This is a genomic window from Collinsella aerofaciens, from assembly GCF_020709435.1.
Classification (GTDB): domain Bacteria; phylum Actinomycetota; class Coriobacteriia; order Coriobacteriales; family Coriobacteriaceae; genus Collinsella; species Collinsella aerofaciens_AU.
This window is the reverse complement of record NZ_JAJFDP010000001.1, coordinates 258978-278652: the sequence shown is the minus strand read 5'-3', so window position 1 is coordinate 278652 and position 19675 is coordinate 258978. Positions and strand designations below refer to the sequence as shown.

General features: G+C 61.0%; 19 protein-coding genes. 7 read left to right on the top strand and 12 right to left on the bottom strand.

What is annotated here, in order from left to right; translation table 11 throughout:
• Positions 1-6 precede the first annotated feature (6 nt).
• Complete coding sequence (locus tag LK493_RS01215) at positions 7-549, bottom strand: histidine phosphatase family protein (RefSeq protein WP_227789841.1); 543 nt, start codon at positions 547-549, stop codon at positions 7-9.
• 82 nt (positions 550-631) lie between these two features.
• Positions 632-1303, bottom strand: coding sequence for a nitroreductase family protein (locus LK493_RS01210; protein ID WP_227789840.1), 672 nt, complete (start codon positions 1301-1303; stop codon positions 632-634).
• Between the two features lie 235 nt (positions 1304-1538).
• On the opposite strand from LK493_RS01210, the gene LK493_RS01205 reads away from it, so the two are divergent.
• Both LK493_RS01205 and LK493_RS01200 read left to right on the top strand, forming a co-directional pair.
• Positions 1539-2141, top strand: a complete 603-nt coding sequence (locus LK493_RS01205; RefSeq protein WP_227789839.1) for an HdeD family acid-resistance protein — start codon at positions 1539-1541, stop codon at positions 2139-2141.
• Positions 2142-2624, top strand: a complete 483-nt coding sequence (locus LK493_RS01200; RefSeq protein WP_227789838.1) for a YaiI/YqxD family protein — start codon at positions 2142-2144, stop codon at positions 2622-2624.
• A gap of 168 nt (positions 2625-2792) precedes the next feature.
• Here LK493_RS01200 and LK493_RS01195 read toward each other — a convergent pair whose 3' ends face one another.
• Positions 2793-3893 (bottom strand): putative manganese transporter, encoded by a 1101-nt coding sequence (locus tag LK493_RS01195; RefSeq protein WP_227789837.1) that lies wholly within the window; start codon positions 3891-3893, stop codon positions 2793-2795.
• Between the two features lie 171 nt (positions 3894-4064).
• On the opposite strand from LK493_RS01195, the gene LK493_RS01190 reads away from it, so the two are divergent.
• The 5 genes from LK493_RS01190 (at position 4065) to LK493_RS01170 (ending at position 9694) form a co-directional block, all read left to right on the top strand.
• Positions 4065-5033, top strand: a complete 969-nt coding sequence (locus LK493_RS01190; protein WP_152073679.1) for a 3'-5' exonuclease — start codon at positions 4065-4067, stop codon at positions 5031-5033.
• Positions 5034-5383: 350 nt separating this feature from the next.
• Positions 5384-6574: a hypothetical protein gene (locus tag LK493_RS01185; RefSeq protein ID WP_227789836.1), complete on the top strand. Its 1191-nt coding sequence runs from the start codon at positions 5384-5386 to the stop codon at positions 6572-6574.
• A 419-nt stretch (positions 6575-6993) separates the two neighbouring features.
• On the top strand, positions 6994-7359 hold the full coding sequence (locus LK493_RS01180; protein ID WP_055285819.1) for an ArsR/SmtB family transcription factor: 366 nt from the start codon (positions 6994-6996) through the stop codon (positions 7357-7359).
• A 63-nt stretch (positions 7360-7422) separates the two neighbouring features.
• A complete protein-coding gene (locus LK493_RS01175; RefSeq protein ID WP_006235433.1) occupies positions 7423-7641 on the top strand; it encodes a cation transporter in 219 nt (72 codons plus the stop codon).
• Between the two features lie 100 nt (positions 7642-7741).
• A complete protein-coding gene (locus LK493_RS01170; RefSeq protein WP_227789835.1) occupies positions 7742-9694 on the top strand; it encodes a heavy metal translocating P-type ATPase in 1953 nt (650 codons plus the stop codon).
• Positions 9695-9973: 279 nt separating this feature from the next.
• Here LK493_RS01170 and LK493_RS01165 read toward each other — a convergent pair whose 3' ends face one another.
• The 9 genes from LK493_RS01165 to LK493_RS01125 form a co-directional block, all read right to left on the bottom strand.
• The gene (locus LK493_RS01165; RefSeq protein ID WP_006235431.1) at positions 9974-10363 is read right to left on the bottom strand and encodes a metal-dependent transcriptional regulator; all 390 of its coding nucleotides are present in this window, start codon (positions 10361-10363) and stop codon (positions 9974-9976) included.
• A 182-nt stretch (positions 10364-10545) separates the two neighbouring features.
• A complete protein-coding gene (locus tag LK493_RS01160) occupies positions 10546-11316 on the bottom strand; it encodes a Cof-type HAD-IIB family hydrolase (protein ID WP_195363826.1) in 771 nt (256 codons plus the stop codon).
• Between the two features lie 6 nt (positions 11317-11322).
• Entirely contained in the window at positions 11323-13182 is a 1860-nt protein-coding gene (locus tag LK493_RS01155; protein WP_227789834.1) for an ABC-F family ATP-binding cassette domain-containing protein, read from the bottom strand.
• A 163-nt stretch (positions 13183-13345) separates the two neighbouring features.
• Positions 13346-14218, bottom strand: coding sequence for a phosphate ABC transporter ATP-binding protein PstB (pstB, locus tag LK493_RS01150; protein ID WP_227789833.1), 873 nt, complete (start codon positions 14216-14218; stop codon positions 13346-13348).
• Positions 14215-15141 carry a phosphate ABC transporter permease PstA gene (gene pstA, locus LK493_RS01145; RefSeq protein WP_227789832.1) on the bottom strand — a complete coding sequence of 309 codons (927 nt, stop codon included), beginning with the start codon at positions 15139-15141 and terminating at the stop codon, positions 14215-14217. The genes pstB and pstA overlap by 4 nt, the downstream gene beginning before the upstream one ends.
• Positions 15134-16042: a phosphate ABC transporter permease subunit PstC gene (gene pstC, locus LK493_RS01140; RefSeq protein ID WP_195919138.1), complete on the bottom strand. Its 909-nt coding sequence runs from the start codon at positions 16040-16042 to the stop codon at positions 15134-15136. Before pstC ends, pstA begins: the two co-directional genes overlap by 8 nt.
• A 24-nt stretch (positions 16043-16066) precedes the next feature.
• Positions 16067-17020 (bottom strand): phosphate ABC transporter substrate-binding protein, encoded by a 954-nt coding sequence (locus tag LK493_RS01135; RefSeq protein WP_227789831.1) that lies wholly within the window; start codon positions 17018-17020, stop codon positions 16067-16069.
• Between the two features lie 369 nt (positions 17021-17389).
• The gene (locus tag LK493_RS01130) at positions 17390-18826 is read right to left on the bottom strand and encodes a M20 family metallopeptidase (RefSeq protein WP_227789830.1); all 1437 of its coding nucleotides are present in this window, start codon (positions 18824-18826) and stop codon (positions 17390-17392) included.
• Positions 18827-18880: 54 nt separating this feature from the next.
• Entirely contained in the window at positions 18881-19543 is a 663-nt protein-coding gene (locus LK493_RS01125) for an HAD hydrolase-like protein (protein ID WP_227789829.1), read from the bottom strand.
• Positions 19544-19675: the final 132 nt, after the last annotated feature.

Genomic DNA, 19675 nt, shown 5'->3' with positions numbered 1-19675 from the left:
CGTTTGTTACCAATCCAAGAGCGAAAACGCCCCGTCGCAATAGCCAAAATGAAGCACGGCGCCGTTGTCGGGTTGCTCTCCCCCGCCAGTCACGCATCTAAGAAACTCCTGACAGGCTGAGCCGTGGGAGACGGCCAGCACGCAGTCGTGCCGGGGCCGGGCCATGATGCGGGACAGCGCCGAGACCATACGTGCGCGAAGCTCACTTTCCGACTCGCCACCAAAGGCAACCGGATAATCACCCCAGGGCTGCGGCGGCATCTTGCGATTTGATGTACCCTCCAGCGAGCCCAAATGCCACTCGCGCAGGTCGTCGACCAGCTCTATCGAACGGCCCTCACCAGCAATTAGCTCGGCCGTACACCGCGCCCGCCCCAACGGAGACGAATACACATGGTCAAAGGTCACGCCGCGGTCCTCGAACGCCGCACGCGTCGCCAGCGCTTGCTCGCGCCCGCGCGCCGTCAACGGCGAATCGTGCCAGCCCTGCAAAATGTTCTGCACATTGAGCTCGGTCTGCCCATGCCGCACCAAATACAGATCTGCCACACGCCCTCCCCTCGTACCACCACAAAGGGGACAGGCACCTTTGTGGTGGTTTACCGCCGAATCACGCCGCGGCGACGCTCAACTACACCAGTACGTCGGCAAGCGGGCGCTTGGGTACGTGATGCACCTGCGCCTCGTCACGCCAGTAATTAATTGAGCCGTCGGGGTTGGAATCGATCGCATCGATCATCTGCGTCTCGGCCGGCACGCCAAAGGCCATGATCAGCTTGAGCTCATACTTGTCGTTATCGAGCCCCATGGCATCAATCGCATGGGGCGTAAAGGCCTTGAACATGCAGGCTGCCACCTCGGGCGTTGCGCTGCGGGCGGCGAGCATCATCGTCTGCGCGGCAATGCCCGTGTCGACCTCGGTAATGGGAGCGGCAGACTTGCCCGGAACGGCGCGCTCGGCCAGAATCGCGATGTAGCCGGTCGGGCGCTCGCCCTCGGCAGGACCCGGCCAATCCTTAAGCGCACCGGCCCAGGCGAGCTCATCAAATACGCGGGCGCAGTCCTCTGCGCCGCTCACCACATGAAAGCGCAGGCGCTGAGCGTTGGCGCCGCAAGGGGCCAGGTGCGCCAGCTCCGCCAGCTCGAGCAAAAACTCGCGCGGCACGCGCATGGACTCGTCAAATCGGCGGCACGTGCGGGCGCGGCGGACCAGCGCGTCAAATGTGTCCAAGCCAAGCTTTTCGCAACCCTGCTTTGCCATCGACTCAGCGCTTACCGGCGCCGTGGGAACTGTTTCGTTCATAGGGACCCCTCAATAAAAGCCAATTGTCCTTAAGAAAATCTAACCTAAAACGTAGGCAATAACGAACAGAGCTGCAATGTTCTACATCTGTTGAATATCCCACATCCAAACGGGAACAAAGATAACAATTCGGGAAGGTGAGGCTCCCATTCGCCCTTCCCGCCCCACGCGACGGTGCCCTTGGGCGATACTGGTTGCGAGAGCTACGGCTTACGCCGCACGGAAAGGAGACATCATGAGCATCTTTAAGAACGATGACAAGCGATCGAGCGCGTTTGGATTTGACGAGAAAAGCATGGCCGGAAAGGCCGTCAAGGCCGTGCGCTGGATTTACGCCATCACGGGCGTCTTAGCGCTCGTCGCCGGCATCGCACTGCTGTTTGCGCCCGCCAAGTCCCTCGTCTTCCTGACGACCGTCCTGGGCTTCTACTTTGTGATCACGGCCGCGATCAGGCTGTTTACCGCTGTTTTCGAGCCGCTGCTGCCCACCGGCTGGCGCGTTACGAGCATCATCTCCAACCTGCTCATCATTCTGGGCGGCGTCATAATCCTGCGCAATCAGGCCTTCTCGACCGCAACGCTCACCACGCTCGTGGTGGTCGTCGCCGGCTTTGGCTGGATTGTCGAGGGCGTCATGTCGATTCTGGAGTCCGAGCTTTCGTCCAACCGCGCCCTCGCCATCCTGAGCGGCGCGCTCTCCATCATCGCGGGCATGTTCGTGTTTATCTATCCGCTGTGGTCGGCCAAGATGCTCGTCATCTTTAGCGGCGCGGCGCTGCTGGTGTTTGGCGTGACGCTCATTGTTCGCGCCATTCAGTTTGGCAAACTGGTGCACTAGATGCCAAAGACGCTCTTTATTGATGCCGACGCCTGCCCGGTTACGCGCGAGTCGATCGACTGCGCGCGGCGGGCGGGCGTCGCCGTTGTTATCGCCGGCAACAGCACGCAGAACCTGGAACGCCACATTCGCCGCGACGATCCGCGCGATGCCGAGCACGCGCGTCGGGGCTTTTGGGTCACGACGCTCGATGTGAGTGTGGGAGCCGATAGTGCCGACTTTGCCATTGTCGAGCGCCTGCAGGCAGGCGACGTGGTCGTGACGCAGGACATAGGCCTGGCGAGCATGGTGCTCGGCCGCGATGCCGCCGCCATCGGCGTGCGCGGGCGCGTCTACGATAAGGCGACCATCGACATGCAACTGTTTATTCGCCACGAGGAAAAGAAGGTGCGCCGCGCCGGGGGACGCACCCGCGGGCCGGCAGCCTTCACCAGCGAGGACCGAGCCCGCTTTAAACACAACCTCACCGAGCTGCTGCACTAACCAAGGTAGATTTTTGGGACATGCCCAAAAATCTACCTTTTTGTTTTGAGCGGTATGAGCACTCAGGATCCATGGCTCAACAAAAAAACGGGCTTCAAAATGCCATGCGTCGCCGCACTGCGCAGGCGCCGAGCATGGCTATTTTGAAGCCCGTTTTGTTAAGCCTACTTAGAGGCCAAAGGCGGATAGGATGAGGCCCCAGCCGGCGCCGATGACGTACATCATGATCAGGAACAGGACGTTTTCGCGAGCGCTGCGGTTGGTGCGGAACAGGACCAGGTAGCCCACGCCGGCGGAAATGAGCGTGCCGGCGAGCATCGGCGCCAACTGTAGCGCGCCCTCCAGGTACAGCTGCGTGATGACCACGCTGGCCGAGCAGTTAGGAATCAACCCGACAAGCGCCGAACCCAGGACAGCGAGCGTCTCGTTGCCGCGCAGGAACTGCTCGATTGCAGACTCGCCAAAGGTCTCGAGGACGGCGACCAGAATCAGCGTCACCAGGAAAATGAATACCGATACCTGAACGGTGTGCGAGATGGCGCTGCGGATGATTGACAGAACGGGCGCGCCCTCGTGGGAGTGGCTGTGGTCGTGGCCGTGGTGGTGCTCGTGCTCGTCCGCGTGACCATGGTCGTGGCTGAGGTCGTGACCGTGCCCATGCCCGTGGCCGTCCTCATTCTCGTCACAGCCGCAATGGTCGCGCTCGCACAGCTCGTGGATGTGATCGGCGCTCACGCCCGCCTCGGCCACTTCGTCGATGATGTCACCACCCGTGTGGTCGTCGTGCGCGCAGTTCACATGGGCCGGATTGGCAGCCGTCGCCAGCACGGTACGGCGAATCGCCGCATGCGCGCGGGCATTACGACGAAGGCCGCGGATGGCCGCATCCACGATAAAGCCCGTGACCAGCGCAATCAGCGCCTTCGAGGCGAGCAGCATCGCCATGGTCTGCACGGGAACCTGCTCGGCAAGCAACAACGGCAGCATCTCGTCTGAGGTCGAGAGGAAAACCGCAACCAGCGTGCCCAGCGTCACGACGCGGCCGGCGTACAGCGTTGCTGCCATGGCCGAAAACCCGCACTGTGGCACCATGCCCAACAACGATCCGACAACCGGACCCGCGGCGCCGGCGCGCTTGATAGCGCCGTTGACGCGGTCGCCAGCAACGTGCTCAAGTGTCTCGAGGGCAAGATACGTAACCAACAAAAACGGCACCAGGGACAGCGTGTCCTTGCCGGCGTCGAGCAGAATATCAATCAGCAAATCCATGACGGATGGAACCTTTCGTGTCTTTCGGCAGCATTGTAAAAGTCCTAGCGGTCAACTAGGGTATTGTAGTTGTCCCGGGCGTGGTGCCAATAGTTGCCCATGGTAAACTATCATCTCGCCACAACTCAGTAACCCCGAGCCGCGCAACGCGGCCCGTCCAAGGAGCAGCATATGAATGTTTCGCAAGCACTCGAATACGAGCGCCAGCCGTTTATCCCCATGTTTATCTACGGCGACCACGGCGCCATGGAGTCCGAGCGCCAGAAGGGCGAGGAGGCCCTCAAGGTGCTCGAGACCGAGTACTTTACCGCCGAGGGCGACCCCGGCTTTGACTTTGCCACTGTGCGCGACCTGGCCGACCGCAACCGCGACCTGTGCGACCAGATTGGCGAGGCGCGCCTGCGCAACGTGACGCCCGCGACGCTCTCGCGCGGTCTGTCCGACGCCGACACCTGCGCCGCCATCGGCAAGATGCAAAAGCGCACCGCCGCGTCCGTTATGCGCGAGATCCGCGGTGACCGCGACGCACTCGGCGTGGCCTATGCCCGCAAGCCCATCCAAGGCACGGTGCTGGGCATCGACATCGAGACCACCGGTCGCGCGCCCGAGCGCGGCTACATCATCAACGTGGGCTGGGAGATTATGGATCTCACCAGCGACGCCGTGCCGCATGACGCCGAGGCGCACTACTGCGGCCTGCCCGACATCTACCGCGGCGAGGATGTGCCGCTATCGAACATCCATCACATCACCTGGGACGACATCGACGGCAAAAAGCCGTTCCGCGAGAACAAGGAGCTGCAGAAGCAGCTGCTCAAGCTCATGAAGAAGTATCCCTATATGGCGCATAACGCCGCCTTCGAGGACAGCTGGTTCAAAATCCATCTGGACGGTTACGCCGAGGCACGCCGCGCAGGCAAGATCATCGTCATCGACTCGCGCCAGATTTGCCGCAGCCTGGACGCCGACGTGCGCTCGCTCCCCCGCGAGTCCGCGCCCGCTGCGCTCGAGAACTGGGCGCGCCGCCGTGGCACCCTCGCCGCCGACGCCAACGAGCAGCACCTGGGCCTCGACGACACCGATCTCATGCTCCGTACCGTCCAGGCCGAATTCAACCTCAAGAACCTGTTTGCGAAATAGCAACGCCTGCGACAGACACTGCTTGCTCACGAGCGGCCTCGCAGCGGGAAACCCCGCGGCGGGGCCGCCCTACGTTCCACAAGCAGGCCCGCTCTTCACAAATTATGAACCCTATTTTTTAACTATTTCGGAACTTTCCCGACACGTGATTTATGTTCAGAAGGCGATGCATCGATACCAAATGTGCAGCAATTGAGTGTTTCTATGCTATAGCCAAGCTGCGAAAACATTTATTTAGGGCGTACCAACCCATAATTGCGTCAAGCTTTTGGACAGCATTTGGTTAGACCTCTAAAATGACTTTTCCGCTCAGCGTCATCAACACGACATTAGCTGACACGATATATACCATGAGTATCGTATTGTCACATACCACGGCAAAAGCGGTCTACCAGGCCGCGCATTCGGTGTCTGCGAAAGGCATCGAGTCCTGCAGCCCTGCCGCAATTTACGGATCGTGCCCCACCGGAACGCTCCTCGACGCGGCCAAAGAATGGCTTGCCAAACATGATGTTGCCCGCGACGCAAACGATCCCCTCGAGGTAATGGTGTTTGATCGCAGGAACGCGCGCTACGCGATGAACTGTCAATGCCATGTTTCGTCAAAGCGATTCTCATGCTCGCGTTTTTTAGAGCTAGAAGATGACATCTACATTGTTGGCGTTGAGCTATGTGCACTTCAGGCCGCCACCTATCTTTCTTTTCGCGAACTGGTGGAGTACTACTTTGAGCTGTGCGGCGCCTATTCCCTTGGAACCGGTTCTTCTAGCTCTTATGCCGAGCGTTTCCCACTTACCTCAACCGAGAGGTTAAAGCAGTTCTTTAATTCCATTACCAGATGCGACGGTTTGGCCCTTGCCCGAAAGGCTATTCAATGTGTACGCGACGGATGCCGATCTCCCATGGAAACGGCATTTATCATGATGCTTACGCTGCCCAAAAGCGAAGGTGGACTTGGTATTAAGGGAATTGAGACCGATTACGAATTACAGGTCACCGCCGCCGCAAAAAATCTCACGAGACGCAGAAAGTTCTTTTTGGATGCATATCTGAAGAAATCTCGAACAGATATTGAATACAACGGTTTTTATCACGACGCGGAAGAAGACCGCGCCATCGACGAAGAACGCAAGAACGCACTTGCGTCCATGGGGTACGGAATCATCACCGTCAGCCGTTATTCCTTTATGCATGCCAGCTCTTTCGTTAGGGTCATGGAAGCAATCCAGCGGAAAGAGGGCGTACGCCCCTCGCGTCTGCCAAAAGACTTTCAAATCATGCAAGAGGACCTGAGACAGTTTGTGCTCAGAAGGTTTATAGAAGAGAAAAAGCGAATTCAGAAGCAGCTTCGCCAGGATTCCGAAGATCGTCAACGAATCGACCTCGAAAAAGCAACGCTCGAAGGCATCACGCTGGATGACCCGACAATTAATGAAGTTCCGGCAATCGATGACATGCAGACAGTCGAATCCGACAGCCCATCATTTGCCCAAACAAGCAGCCTCGCGCCCGAGGGCAGGATCTTCGGGGCCGGGAGCTAGACCGGCTAACAAGGTGGGCACCTTAGCGACGTGCAAAATTGCGAGTATTCAGCAGAGCCGGGTGTCTATCACCCTCGAGTGGATCCAAATGTGAAGCGAAATCACTCTTGCGTGAGAGCGTTAGGCAACATTTGAGGAAGAACTCATCGGATTAACACCCTAAGATAACTCTTTAGCTGCATTATTTGGCCTGCAATAAATTAACGGACCCCCTATCGTTGCAGAATACTCCAATTTTTGCACGGCTCAAGGGCACCCACCCCGGCATCGGCTATCAAAACCGCTCAGTCCGGGATCTCGTCCACTATTCCCCATCATTTTGTGCAACGAATTACCTGAACGTCATTGACACATGAACATACACTCATATAATCGGAAGCAAGTTATATGAGCGCATGTTCATATGAAAGGATATTGCAATGAGCATTCGCGTTGATGAAACGAAACCCGACATCGAGGCCACCGAACCCGCGATCCCCACCACCTGCTCGCCCGAGGACCTTCCCGACGAGGAACTTCTCTACGACCTCGCCGACCTGTTCAAGGTCTTCAGCGACACCACGCGTATCAAGATCCTTTACGCCCTCATGGGCCGCGAGCTCTGCGTGGCAGACATCGCCGAAGCGACCGAAACCTCGCAGTCGGCAGTATCGCACCAGCTGCGCACACTCAAGCAGTCGCACCTGGTTAAATTCCGGCGCGACGGGCGCAATATCCTCTACTCGCTCGCCGACGACCACGTCTACACCATGCTCAACCAGGGCATGAGCCACATCTGCGAATAGCAGCCAACCACGGTACCAGCGCGGCCTGCACCCAAGCCGCAAATACAGGGAAAGGAACCCACCATGAAAAAGCAGTTTAAGCTCGATGAGATCGACTGCGCCAACTGTGCGCGCGAGCTTCAGGACGAGCTGGCCAAGCTCGATGGCGTCAAGTCCGTTTCGGTCAACTTTATGACCCAGAAGCTGACGCTCGAGGCCGATGACGCCGAGTTCGACGAGGTCCTCGACCGCGTTGTGGAGTTCACCGCCGACGCCGAGCCGGACTGCGAGATTATTCTCTAGCCCAGGTTTACGCCAACCTGCAAGGCCGCGCTTGCTGCGGCCTTTGCTCGCGAAATTATATGAGCGAATGTTCATACATTCAAATGGGAGGATACGAGTCATGGCCACCGCCGACCCCAAAAAGAAAAAGAAGAAGCGCAAGAAAAAAGAATCACTCGAGCATAAGCGCAACCGCATCCTGGTAGCGCTGGGCATTTTTGCCGTGGTGTACGCCCTCGATGAGTTCGGCACCCTTACCGCCGCATTCGGCACCCCGGGCGACATCTACGCCAGCTTTGTGCTGTTCCTCGTGCCGTTTTTGATTGCCGGCTACGACGTACTGCAAAAGGCATTCAATAACATCCGCCGCGGCAAGGCCTTCGACGAGAGCTTCCTCATGGCCGTCGCGACCATCGGCGCGTTTGCCATGGTGCTCTTCCCCGATACCGACCCGCACATGGCCGAAGGCGCCGCCGTCATGCTGTTCTACCAGGTCGGCGAGCTGTTTCAGGCGTACGCCGTGGGCAAGAGCCGCAAGTCGATCAGTGCCATGATGGACATCGCGCCCGACTACGCTAACGTCGAGCAGCCCGACGGCACACTCGAGCAGGTCTTCCCCGATGACATCGCCGTCGGCACCGTGATCGTGGTCACGCCCGGTGAGCGCGTGCCTATCGACGGCGTCATCGTCGAGGGCGAGACACAGCTCGATACCGCCGCCCTTACCGGAGAGTCGGTCCCCCGCCCGGCCAAAACTGGAGACGATATCATCAGCGGCTGCATCAACATGACGGGTCTCCTCCACGTGCGCACCACCAAGCCCTTTGGCGAGTCCACCGTCGCGCGCGTCCTGGAGCTCGTAGAAAACGCTAGTGAGAAGAAGGCACGCACCGAGAACTTCATCACGCGCTTCGCCCGCGTCTACACGCCCGCTGTCACCGGCGCGGCCGCGGTACTCGCGCTCGGCGGTGGCTTGGTCACCGGCGCCTGGTCCGACTGGATCCTGCGCGGCCTGACCTTCCTCGTCGTCAGTTGCCCATGCGCGCTCGTGATCAGCGTGCCGCTCAGCTTTTTTGGCGGCATCGGTGGCGCATCCAAGCTGGGCGTCCTCATCAAGGGCTCTAACTACCTCGAGACGCTCGCGGATGTGGACACCGTCGTCTTTGACAAGACCGGCACGCTCACCAACGGCACGTTTTCGGTCGTGGCGGTACACCCCGAGGCAGACTATACCGAGCAGTCGCTGCTCGAAGTCGCGGCCCTTGCCGAGTCATTCTCCGACCATCCCATCGCGCAGTCGGTACGCACCGCCTTCCAGGGCGAGCTCGATCCCAAACGCGTAAGCGACTCCACCAATGACGCGGGCCATGGCGTGACGGCGATTATCGACGGCAAGCGCGTCATCGTCGGCAATGCCAAGATGCTTGCTGTGGCCGGTATCGAAGCGCCCAATTGCGAGATCGTCGGCACCATCCTCCACGTGCTGGTCGATGATACGTACGCCGGCCACATCGTAATTGCCGACACCATAAAGACCGATGCCGAGCAAACGATTCGCGACCTGCACGCCGCCGGCGTCAAGCGCACCGTCATGCTCACGGGCGACCGTGAGGAGGTTGCGGCGTCTGTAGCCAAGCAACTCGGTCTCGACGAGTTCCACGCGCAGCTGTTACCGGGTGATAAGGTCGAGCGTGTCGAGGCGCTGCTTGCAGCAGAATCGGGCAAGGGCAAGCTCGCCTTTGTAGGCGACGGTATCAACGACGCACCCGTGCTTACCCGCGCAGACGTTGGCATCGCCATGGGCGCTATGGGCTCGGACGCCGCAATTGAGGCGGCGGACGTCGTGCTCATGGATGACAAGCCGTCCAACATCTCCCGCGCGATCCGCGTGGCGCGCAAGACCATGTCGATTGTTTGGCAGAACATCATCTTTGCGCTGGGCATTAAGTTGCTGATTCTGGTGCTTGCGGCACTGGGCATCGCCAACATGTGGCTTGCTGTGTTCGGCGACGTGGGCGTGGCGATTATCGCCATCCTGAATGCCATGCGCGCGATAGGTGTCAAGAACCTGTAGCGTTCGTGGGCTGTCCGGCCGGGACCGGGCTTGGTTTTGAAAACGTCCTCGCGCATGAGGCCCGTCTTTCCTGCTCCTGCGGAGCAACGGAAAGGCGGGCCTCGCGCTGTGGAGTGTTTTCAAAACCAAACCCGGCCCCGGCCTGCGGTGACGTAGGTGGCAGTTCTTGGGCATCGCTTGCTGGCGGGGTTCCTTTGCTGAAATGGACTTGGCCGAAAGGACCGCTGGTCCCGGTCGCTGGTTCGCGCTTTGCGCGAACTCCGCGCTACTGGGGGTTCGTTAGGATTCCGCCGCTTGGCCCGTCGCCTCGCCCCGGTTCAGCATCGCCCTCAGTTTCTCGAAGCTTTCCTCGCTCAGGCAGTGCTCCATGTGGCAGCCCTCTTGCGACGCGACCTCAGCCGAAACACCCGCATCCTCCAGCAGCCCCACGAAAAAGCAGTGACGCTCCCACATTTGGCGAGCGACCTCCAGACCACGCTCCGTCAGATGAACGTCGCGCTTGCCCATTTCGACATAGCCGTTGCTTTCCAGCGTCGCCATGGCCTTGGAAACGCTCGCCTTGGTTACGCCGAGGTACTCCGCAACGTCGATCGAGCGCACGATGCCCTGGCGTTCCGACAGAACGTAGATCGATTCGAGATAGTCTTCTCCGGATTCACGTAGGGCCATGGGCCGCCTTTCGCGATGATTGCTAGTTAGCCTTTGGATACTTTCCACGGCTTACTTTACCGCAAAAGTTGCCCATGTCTTACTACTTTGCCTAAAAGTTAGCCGTGTTTCACAAAACGAGCGGGACGAAAACAAAATGGGAACACGCCCCGCAAGGAGTGTCCCCAAGTGCCGAGCCGCAGCTATAGCAGTCCAAAGTACTTCGCGGCGTTGTAGATGCCGTCGTCGTCCACGGCGGTCGTCACATAGGTCGCCGCAGCCTTCACCGTGTCCTGCGCGTTGCCCATGGCCACGCTCGTGCCCACGGCGGCAAACATCGACAGGTCGTTCTCGCCGTCGCCAAAGGCAATCGCCTCGCTCGCGTCGATACCAAGCCGCTCGAGCGTCGCCGCCACGCCCAGGTCCTTGCCGCCGTTAGCGGGAATAATGTCGCAGAATAGGTCGCACCAGCGCGTGGTGAGCGAATGCGACACGGCGTCGGTCACGATATGCTCGTCGACCGGGTCCACAAAGGCGCAAAACTGGTAGACCGGTGCGTCAAAGGCGTGCTCAAACGGCTCCTCGTGGTAGACGATTCCCGCGTTGCTGCCAGCCGTCACCACGCGCTCGGACAGGCGGTTCACAAACGAGTTCTCGCCCTGCATGCACAGCGAGTCGTAGCGCCCCTGCGCCACCTGGTCCACAATCACCGCGACGTCGTCCGAATCGATCGGGCAGCTGCGGTAAACCCCCTCGGCATCAAAGCAGTGCTGGCCCGAAAGCGTAATGTACGCATCCCAGCCCAGGTCGAACAGCCAGTCCGGCATCTGGTAGGTCGGACGGCCCGTGGCGATCACGCACGCAATCCCCTGCTCGTGAAAGCTGTCGAGCACCTGCTGCGCCGACGCCGGAATCCGGTGGGTCTTAAAGCTCAGCAGCGTGCCGTCGATATCGAAAAATGCGGCTTTGATCATTCTCGCCTACTCCTCGCCCTCGAGCTTTTCGCTCGCCTCGAGCCACGCCATCTCCAGCTCGTCCATGGCAGCGTGAGCCTCGTCGATCTTTGCCTGCTGCTCGCCGAGCGCCGTGTAGTTGGTGGGATCGACTTGGGCCATTGCTGCCTCGGCCTCCTCAACGCGGGTGCGCTGCGTCTCCATCTTGCGCTCGAGCGAACTCACCTCGCGGCGGAGCTTCTGGCGCTCGGCGTTGGACAGGCCGTTGGGCTGACCGCTCGACTTGGGCTTTTCGGCCGCAGCTGCCGCGGCACCGGTGTCGAACGTGCCGGTCTTGGCGCTCGGCGCGCCCACGGGCTCGCCCTCGGCGGTAGCGTTGCACAGGCGCAGGTACTGGTCCACGCCACCGGGCATATGCGTCAGGTGGCCGTCGAGCAGCGCCCACTGCTGGTCGGTCACGCGCTCCATCAAAAAGCGGTCGTGCGTCACCAGGATCAGCGTGCCGGGCCAGCCGTCCAGCAGATCCTCGACAATCGCCAGCATGTCGGTATCCAGGTCGTTGCCCGGCTCGTCCAGGATAAGCACGTTCGGCTCGTCCAGGATCGTCAGCAGCAGCGACAGGCGACGGCGCTGGCCGCCCGAAAGATCGCCGATGCGGCTCCAGAGCTGCTGCGTCGTAAAGCCCAGGCGCTCGCAAAGCTTCTCGGGCGAGGTCTCCTTGCCGTCGATGACGTAGTACTTCTTATAGTTGCTCAGCACCTCGCGGATCGTGTCGCCCATGTAGGGTTCGAGCTCCTCGAGCTGCTGCGACAGCACGCCAAAGCGCACTGTCTGGCCAATCTTCACACGGCCGCGCGTGGGCTCAATCTTGCCCTGAATCACATCGAGCAAGGTCGACTTGCCGGCACCGTTCTCGCCCAGCAGGCCATATCGGTCGCCCGCACCGATGAGCCAGGTCACGTCGGAGAGCACCTGCTTGGGCGCACCGTCGGTATCCGCATAGCCGGCATCCACGTCGATCACGTCGATGACCTGCTTGCCCAGGCGGCTCACGGCGAGGCGCTTGAGCTCCAGCTCGTCACGCACGGGCGGCACGTCGGCGATGAGCTCGCGAGCGGCATCCACACGAAACTTGGGCTTGGTGGAGCGCGCCTGGGCGCCGCGGCTCAGCCACGCGAGCTCCTTGCGCGCCATGTTGCGGCGGCGCTCCTCGGTGACGGCGGCCATGCGGTCGCGCTCCACGCGCTGCAGGATGTATGCCGAGTAGCCGCCCTCGAAGGGATCGACCTGGCCGTCGTGGACCTCCCACATGCTGGTGCAGACCTCGTCCAAGAACCAGCGGTCGTGCGTGACTACGAGCATGGCACCCTGGCCGCGCTGCCAGCGGGCCTTTAAGTGACGCGCGAGCCAATTGATGGTGCGCATGTCCAGGTGGTTGGTGGGCTCGTCGAGCATGAGCACGTCGTAGTCGCCGATCAGCAGGCGCGCAAGGTCCACGCGACGGCGCTGACCACCCGAAAGCTCGCCCACCGTGCCCTCCCAAGGCACATCGCTAATAAGGCCGGCCAGAATCTGGCGCGTACGCGGACTCGACGCCCACTCATACTCGGGCGTGTCGCCCACGACGGCATGATGCACGGTATCGGTGTCGACAAGCTGGTCCTTTTGGCCGAGCAGACCGATCGTGGTGCCGCGACGATGCGTCACGCGGCCATCGTCGGGCTCCAGCGTGCCGGCAAGCACGCTCAGCAGCGTCGACTTGCCGTCGCCGTTTTTGCCGACGATGCCAATGCGGTCGCCCTCGCCCACGCCGAGCGTTACGCTATCGAAAATATGCTTGGTGGGAAACTCTAGGCTGACGGAATCGCATCCCAAAAGAATCGCCATATGCCCTGCTCCTTCGTAGAAATTCAACGTTGTCCATGATAGCAGCGAAAAGGCGGGCTGCACGCGACACAAAAAGGCGGGCCATCTCCCGAAAGAGATGACCCGCCTCTCCAATCAGTCCCGTGGCGACCGTGGCCGCCGCGGGCCTCAAGCATGTCCCGGACTAGGAGAACATGCCGGTGAGGTAATCGTTCAGCCGCTTGTCCTTGGGCCGTTGGAAAATCTCGTCGGTCTCGTCGTACTCGACCATATCGCCCATGTAGAAGAACGCCGTGCGGTTGGACACGCGCGACGCCTGCTCCATGTTGTGCGTCACGATAACGATGGCACGGTCGGCAACGATCGATGACATCAGGTCCTCGATCGCCAGCGTCGAGATGGGGTCGAGCGCCGAGCAGGGCTCGTCAAACAGGATCACGTCGGGATTGAGCGCCAGCGTGCGCGCGATGCACAGACGCTGCTGCTGGCCGCCCGAAAGCGCGTAGGCGCTCTTGTCGAGCTTGTCCTTGACCTCGTCCCACAGTGCCGCGCCGCGCAGACTCTCCTCGACCATACGATCAAGCTCGTCGCGGTCGGTGATGCCGTGACGCCTAGGCGCAAATGTAATGTTGTCGCGAATGGACTTGCGAAACGGGTTGGGCTGCTGGAACACCATGCCAATGGAGCGGCGCAGCTCGTAGGTGTTCTCGGTCTTGGTGTTCACGTTGCGCCCGCGGTAGTTGATCTCGCCCTCCACGCGGCAGCCGCGAATCTCGCGATTCATAAGGTTGAGGCTACGCAAGAAGGTCGACTTACCGCAGCCCGAAGGCCCGATGAGCGCCGTGATCTCGCCCTTGTGAAAGTCGAGCGACGTATTGTGCAGGGCATGGTGGTCGCCATAGTACACGTTGACGTCCTTGGTGGAGAGCACGACCTCGTCGCTCACGGCCCTGCCGCTCACGCGAACGCGCTTCTCGCTCTCCCCCACACTCCACAGAAAGTCCTGGGCCTCGGACGTGGCCGCCTCGGTTGCGGGCGTTGCATTTATCTCGCTCATTCGGCCGTCATCTTCCTTGCCAGTTGCTTGCCCACGATACGGGCGACTACGTTAAACAGCAGCACGCAGATCATCAGCAGCGCCGCGGTGCCCCAAACGATCTGCTGGGCCTCGGGGCTGCCCTCGCCATAGATCTTGTAGATGTGCACGGCGAGCGACTCGCCGGGGCGGAACACGTTCCAGGCGCAAGTGGGGCTCGACAGGTTAAAGCTCAAGAAATTCAGGCGAACCGGCGAACTCATGCCCGAGGTAAAGAGCAGTGCCGCGGCCTCGCCAAACACGCGGCCGGCCGAAAGCACGATGCCGGTCACGATGGCGGGCATGGCCTCGGGGATCAGGATGTGCAGCGTGGCTTCCCAACGAGTAAGGCCCATGGCCAGGCACGCATCGCGCTGGGTCTGCGGCACGTCCTCGAGCGCCTGCTGGATCACGCGCACCAGGATGGGGATGTTGAACATGGTGAGCGCGACGGCGCCGGAGATGATGGAGTACTTCCAGCCCAGCTGAACCGAGAACACCAGAAATCCGAACATGCCGACGACGATGGAAGGCAGCGAGGACAGCGTCTCGATGGCGGTGGAGGCGATGCCGCGGATGGGCCCGTCCGGCGCGTACTCGACCAGGAAGACCGCGCCGCCCAGGCTGATGGGCACCGAGATGATCAGGGTGATCAGCAGCAGATAGAACGAGTCGAATAGCTGGTAGAGTACGCCGCCCTGGGTCCCGTTGGCGCGCGACGGCTGCGTGAGAAAGCCCGGCTGGAACAGCGTCGAGATGCCCTCGAACAGGATGTAGGCCACCATGGAGATGACGATGAGCATGACGATGGCGACGATTGCCGTCAACACGCCCGTAGCGATGCGGTCCTGTTTTTGGACGCGCTCGAGTCTCGCCTCGTCGATGTGGATGCGCGTGCTAGCCACGAGCCTTCGCCCCCTTGCGGCCAATGAGATGGATGATCAGGATGAAGATGAGGCTCATGCCCATCAGCAGCAGACCGAGTGCCCACAGGACGTCGTCCTGGGCCGAGCCCTCGGCGTAGACCGCCATGGACGTGGTGAGCGTGGTGGTGATGGTGGACGCCGGCGACAGCAGCGACGTCGGCATGGCCTCGATGCCGCCGATAACCATGCGCACGGCGAGCGTCTCGCCAAAGGCGCGGGTCATACCCAGGATGACCGCAGTCATGAGCGACGGCATGGCAGACTTGAGCACCACGTGCCAGATGGTCTGCCAGCGGGTGTAGCCCAGCGCGAGCGAGCCCTGACGGTAGCTGTCGGGCACGGCACGCAGGCCATCGACCGAAAGCGTGGTCATCGTCGGCAGGATCATGACGGCCAGCACGATGGCGCCGGGCAAGATGCCCAGACCCGTGCTCACATGGAAAACGCTCTTCATAAGGCCGACGACCACGTGAAAGCCAATAAGGCCAAAGACGACCGAGGGAATACCGGTCAAAAGCTCAATAAGCGGCTGAAAGATCTTGGAACCAAACTTAGGGCTAATCTCGACCGCAAAGATGGCAGAGCCGATGGCGATGGGCAGCGCGATGAGCGTGGAGAGCACCATGACCGCAAACGAGGTGACGATCAGGGGCAGGGCGCCGGTGTAGGGCAGGCCGTTTTTGGCCGTGTTGGCCAGGTCCCACTTGGTGCCGGTGAAGAACTCGACGACCGAGACGCCGTCCTTGATAAAAGCCGAGAGGCCCTTTTGGGCGACCATAAAGATGAGCGCGGCAACGACAAGCGTCACGAGCGCTACGCACGCGCCCGTGACGCCCAGGCCCACGTTCTCAAGATCGCGCTTTGGCAGCTGTTTTGCCATTGCAAACCTTTCCGGGGCGATTATTTATTTAGCAGAGACCTTGCCGCTGGCGTCCTTGACGACCTTCATGGCAGAGACGGGGATGAAGCCCTGCTCCTCGACGAGCTTGCCCTGGACGTCGTCGGAGAGCATGAACTCCAGGAAGGCCTTGGTGGCCTCGTCGGCGTCCTTTGCGCAGTACATGTGCTCGGTAGCCCAGATCTTGAAGGAGTCGTCGGTGACATTCTTGCTCTTGGGCTCGACACCCTCGACCTTGATGGCGTTGAACTTGGAGTCATCGAAGTGCGAGAAATCGAGGTAGGAGATGGCGTTGTCGGTGCTGCCCATCTGAGTCTGGACATCGCCTGATTTGTCGAGCTCGGCGTCGCCCTTAAAGTCGACGGTCTCGTCGCCAAAGACGGCGGCCTCGAAGGTGGCGCGGGTGCCGGAGCCAGCCTTGCGGTTGAGAACGACGATCTTGGCGTCGTCGCCGCCGACCTCCTTCCAGTTGGTGATCTGGCCAGAGAAGATGCCCTTGAGCTGCTCGAGGGACAGGTCGTCGACCGTCACGTTCTTGGAGACGACGGGACCCATGCCAACGACGGCGACCTCGTAATCGACGAGGTTCTTGACCTGGTCGGCCTCGAGCTTGGTCTCGGCGAAGACGTCGGAGTTACCGATGGTGACGGTGCCAGCAGCGACAGCGGTCAGACCCTTGCCCGAGCCGTTGCCCGAGCCGGAAACGGAGACGTCCGGGTTGGCATCCATGAACTTCTCGGCAGCAGCCTCGACGAGAGCCTGGAACGAGGAGGCACCGTCGTAGGTCACCTCGCCGGAGACGGACTCGGCAGCAGCGCTACCCTTGTCGGCGGCGTCGGATGCGCCGGAGCCGCCGCAACCAACGAGACCGAGACCGACGATGCCGGCAAGACCACCAGCGAGGCCGAGGAACTGACGACGAGAATAAGCCTGATCGAGCATGATCTTCCTTTCGTACATGCGACTCGCGGGCACCCTGCCCGCTTTGCTGTTTGGAAAGATACGACCCCGACCGGGCAGCACCAGCGCCAACTGCGGTTTCTTACGGGCTATTGATAGACCTTTACCGCAAGCTCTGCCCAGCCTTTACAAACGGATAACAATCCAGCGCCGAACATGGCGCACCTTTTACACCAAAGGAACGTCCCCAATGACTACCCCACCGCAACAGAAAAAGCCCGGGCCGAAGCACCGGGCTCGTAATGCAAGTTTGTATCCAAGCAGGATATAGGGGTTTCCCGAGTGCCCGAGATTGCCCCGAAAGAGGAGCGCCGCGTACTTTGACGCAAGCGACGGTTTGAGGGGCAAGGTCGGGTGCCTGGGGAAGCCCTAAAGTTCCAGTTCGTTGAGGCGCAGGATCGCCACGATATAAATCTTGAGCGCCTGCTTGAGCTGTTCTTCGCTGGCACACTCGTTGGGGCCGTGCATCTGGCCGCCCCACGCGGGCAGCTCCAGGCCGGTCTCTTCGGGGCCAAACGAGACGGCGCGGGCAAAGTTGCGCGCGTACGTGCCGCCGCCCATGGCAAAGGGCTCAGCATGCTTGCCCGTAAACTCGTTATAGGTATCAATAAGCGCCTTCACGGCCGGATCGTCGGCAGACACCGAGAACGGCACCTTAGCGCGACCCAGCTGGCACGTCACACCAAAGCGGCCCACGAGCGGCTCGAGCTGCTCGCAGATGGTATCGGCGCTCGTGCTGTCGGGGAAACGCACGTCGATGACCTGCTCAATGTGGCCATCCACCACGCGGATGACGCCGGGGTTGCACGTGAGCGGGCCAAACGCGGGGCTCGTCGCGTCGATACCCAGACCGCGGCCATAGGCATCCGCATGCACAAAGGCCAAAAACTTGACAAACTCGTGCTCGGCAGGCGTCAGCAGGCGCTCGTCACGGGCACCAAATGCGTCCTCGGCCTCGCGCAGATACGCCACGATGAGGCCGACGGCATTGATCGTTCCCTCGGGCATTGAGGCATGACCGCCGATACCGTGGGCGAAAATCTGCGCATGCCCGTTATCGAGTGCCGCAATCTCCAGGCGGTCGGCGTTCTCGACCGGCGCCGGCAGCTCATCGGCGGCAATCGCGAGCTCGCAGACAGACTGCGACGGAATGGCGTTGCTCGCCTCGGCGCCGCTCCAGGACACAATGCGGCCGCCGTCGATCTTGGAGCTCACAAACGTCGCCCCAAACTGGCCCTTCTCAGCATTGCAGACCGGGAACTCGGCATCGGGCGTAAACAAAAAGTCGGGGTCTGCGTTGTTCTCCAGATAATGGTGAACGTCGGACATGCCCACTTCCTCATCGCAGCCCAGCAGCGCGCGGAAGGTGTAGCGCGGAACAATGCCGTGCTTGAGCAAGTAGGCGCCGGCGTAGAGTGACAATACCGCCGGGCCCTTGTCGTCAATCACGCCGCGACCGAGCAGCCAGCCCTCGCGGCGCTCCATGGTGAACGGGTCGGTGTTCCAGCCAGGGCCGGCGGGAACCACGTCCACGTGGCAGATAGTCGCGAGCTGTTTGTCGCCGCGGCCCGGGATATCGGCGATTCCCACATAGCCCTCGTCGTCGCTCGTCTGATAGCCGAGCTTCTGCGCGATGCCGAGCGCGCAATCGAGCGCGTCACGGACCGGGCGGCCAAACGGCGCGCCGGGCTCCGCATCGGCAGAAACTGCCACGGACGGATAACTCACCAGCTGCTCGATATCGGCGACGACATCCTCCCAGACCTCGTCGACATACTCGGCAACGCTCTGCTCCACCTGATTCATGGACGACCTCCTTACCAATGAGCGGCGAGCGTGCCCGCCCCTCACATCAAATACCTATATAGCGAAAAGTTTAGCAAGCTCGGCCACCGAGTGCACCACTGCATCGGCACCCGCCGCCTCGTGCTCGCCCGGCGCCGCCGCGCCCGAATAGATACCAATGCACGGCACGCTCATCGCGTGCGCGCCCTCGACGTCGTTAAAGCGATCGCCGATCATCACGGCATCGCCCGCGGCCGCACCCAAGGCCGCCAACGCGTCGCGGACCGAATCGGCCTTGGTCTCGCGCCCCTGCGGCGAATTCATGCCAACCACCGCCTCAAACTGAGAAAGTCCCAGCTCTCCCACCATGTCAACGCACTTTGCCTCCATGCGCGACGTCGCCACGGCCAAGCGCTTGCCCTGGGCGACCAACCCATCCAGCAGCTCGGGGATCCCGTCAAACACGGGATACTCCTCCGGTCCCAGCTCGTCAAAAAAGGCGCGGTACTCGTCGGCCACCACAAGCGACTCCTCGCGGGAGAAGCCATAAAAGTCGTGAAAACTCTTCCACAGGGGCGGCCCGATCATGCGACGCAGGTCACCCATCTGCGCCTCCGAAAACCCGCGTGCAGCCAGCGTCTTGCGCGTCGAGGTCATCACCGCCCGACCCGTATCGGCCACCGTGCCATCAAAATCAAACAGCACGACCGGCCGTTTGCATATCTCCAGCGCCTCCATCGGCATCCCTCTTCCCCAGTTGACGATTTCCACACCGACACTTCAAACTGTTGACTATTCAACAATTGAACCTAGAAATGTGGAACGACTCCACTATACTTGTCGCACTTTGCTCTCAGAAGGCGGCGCCGT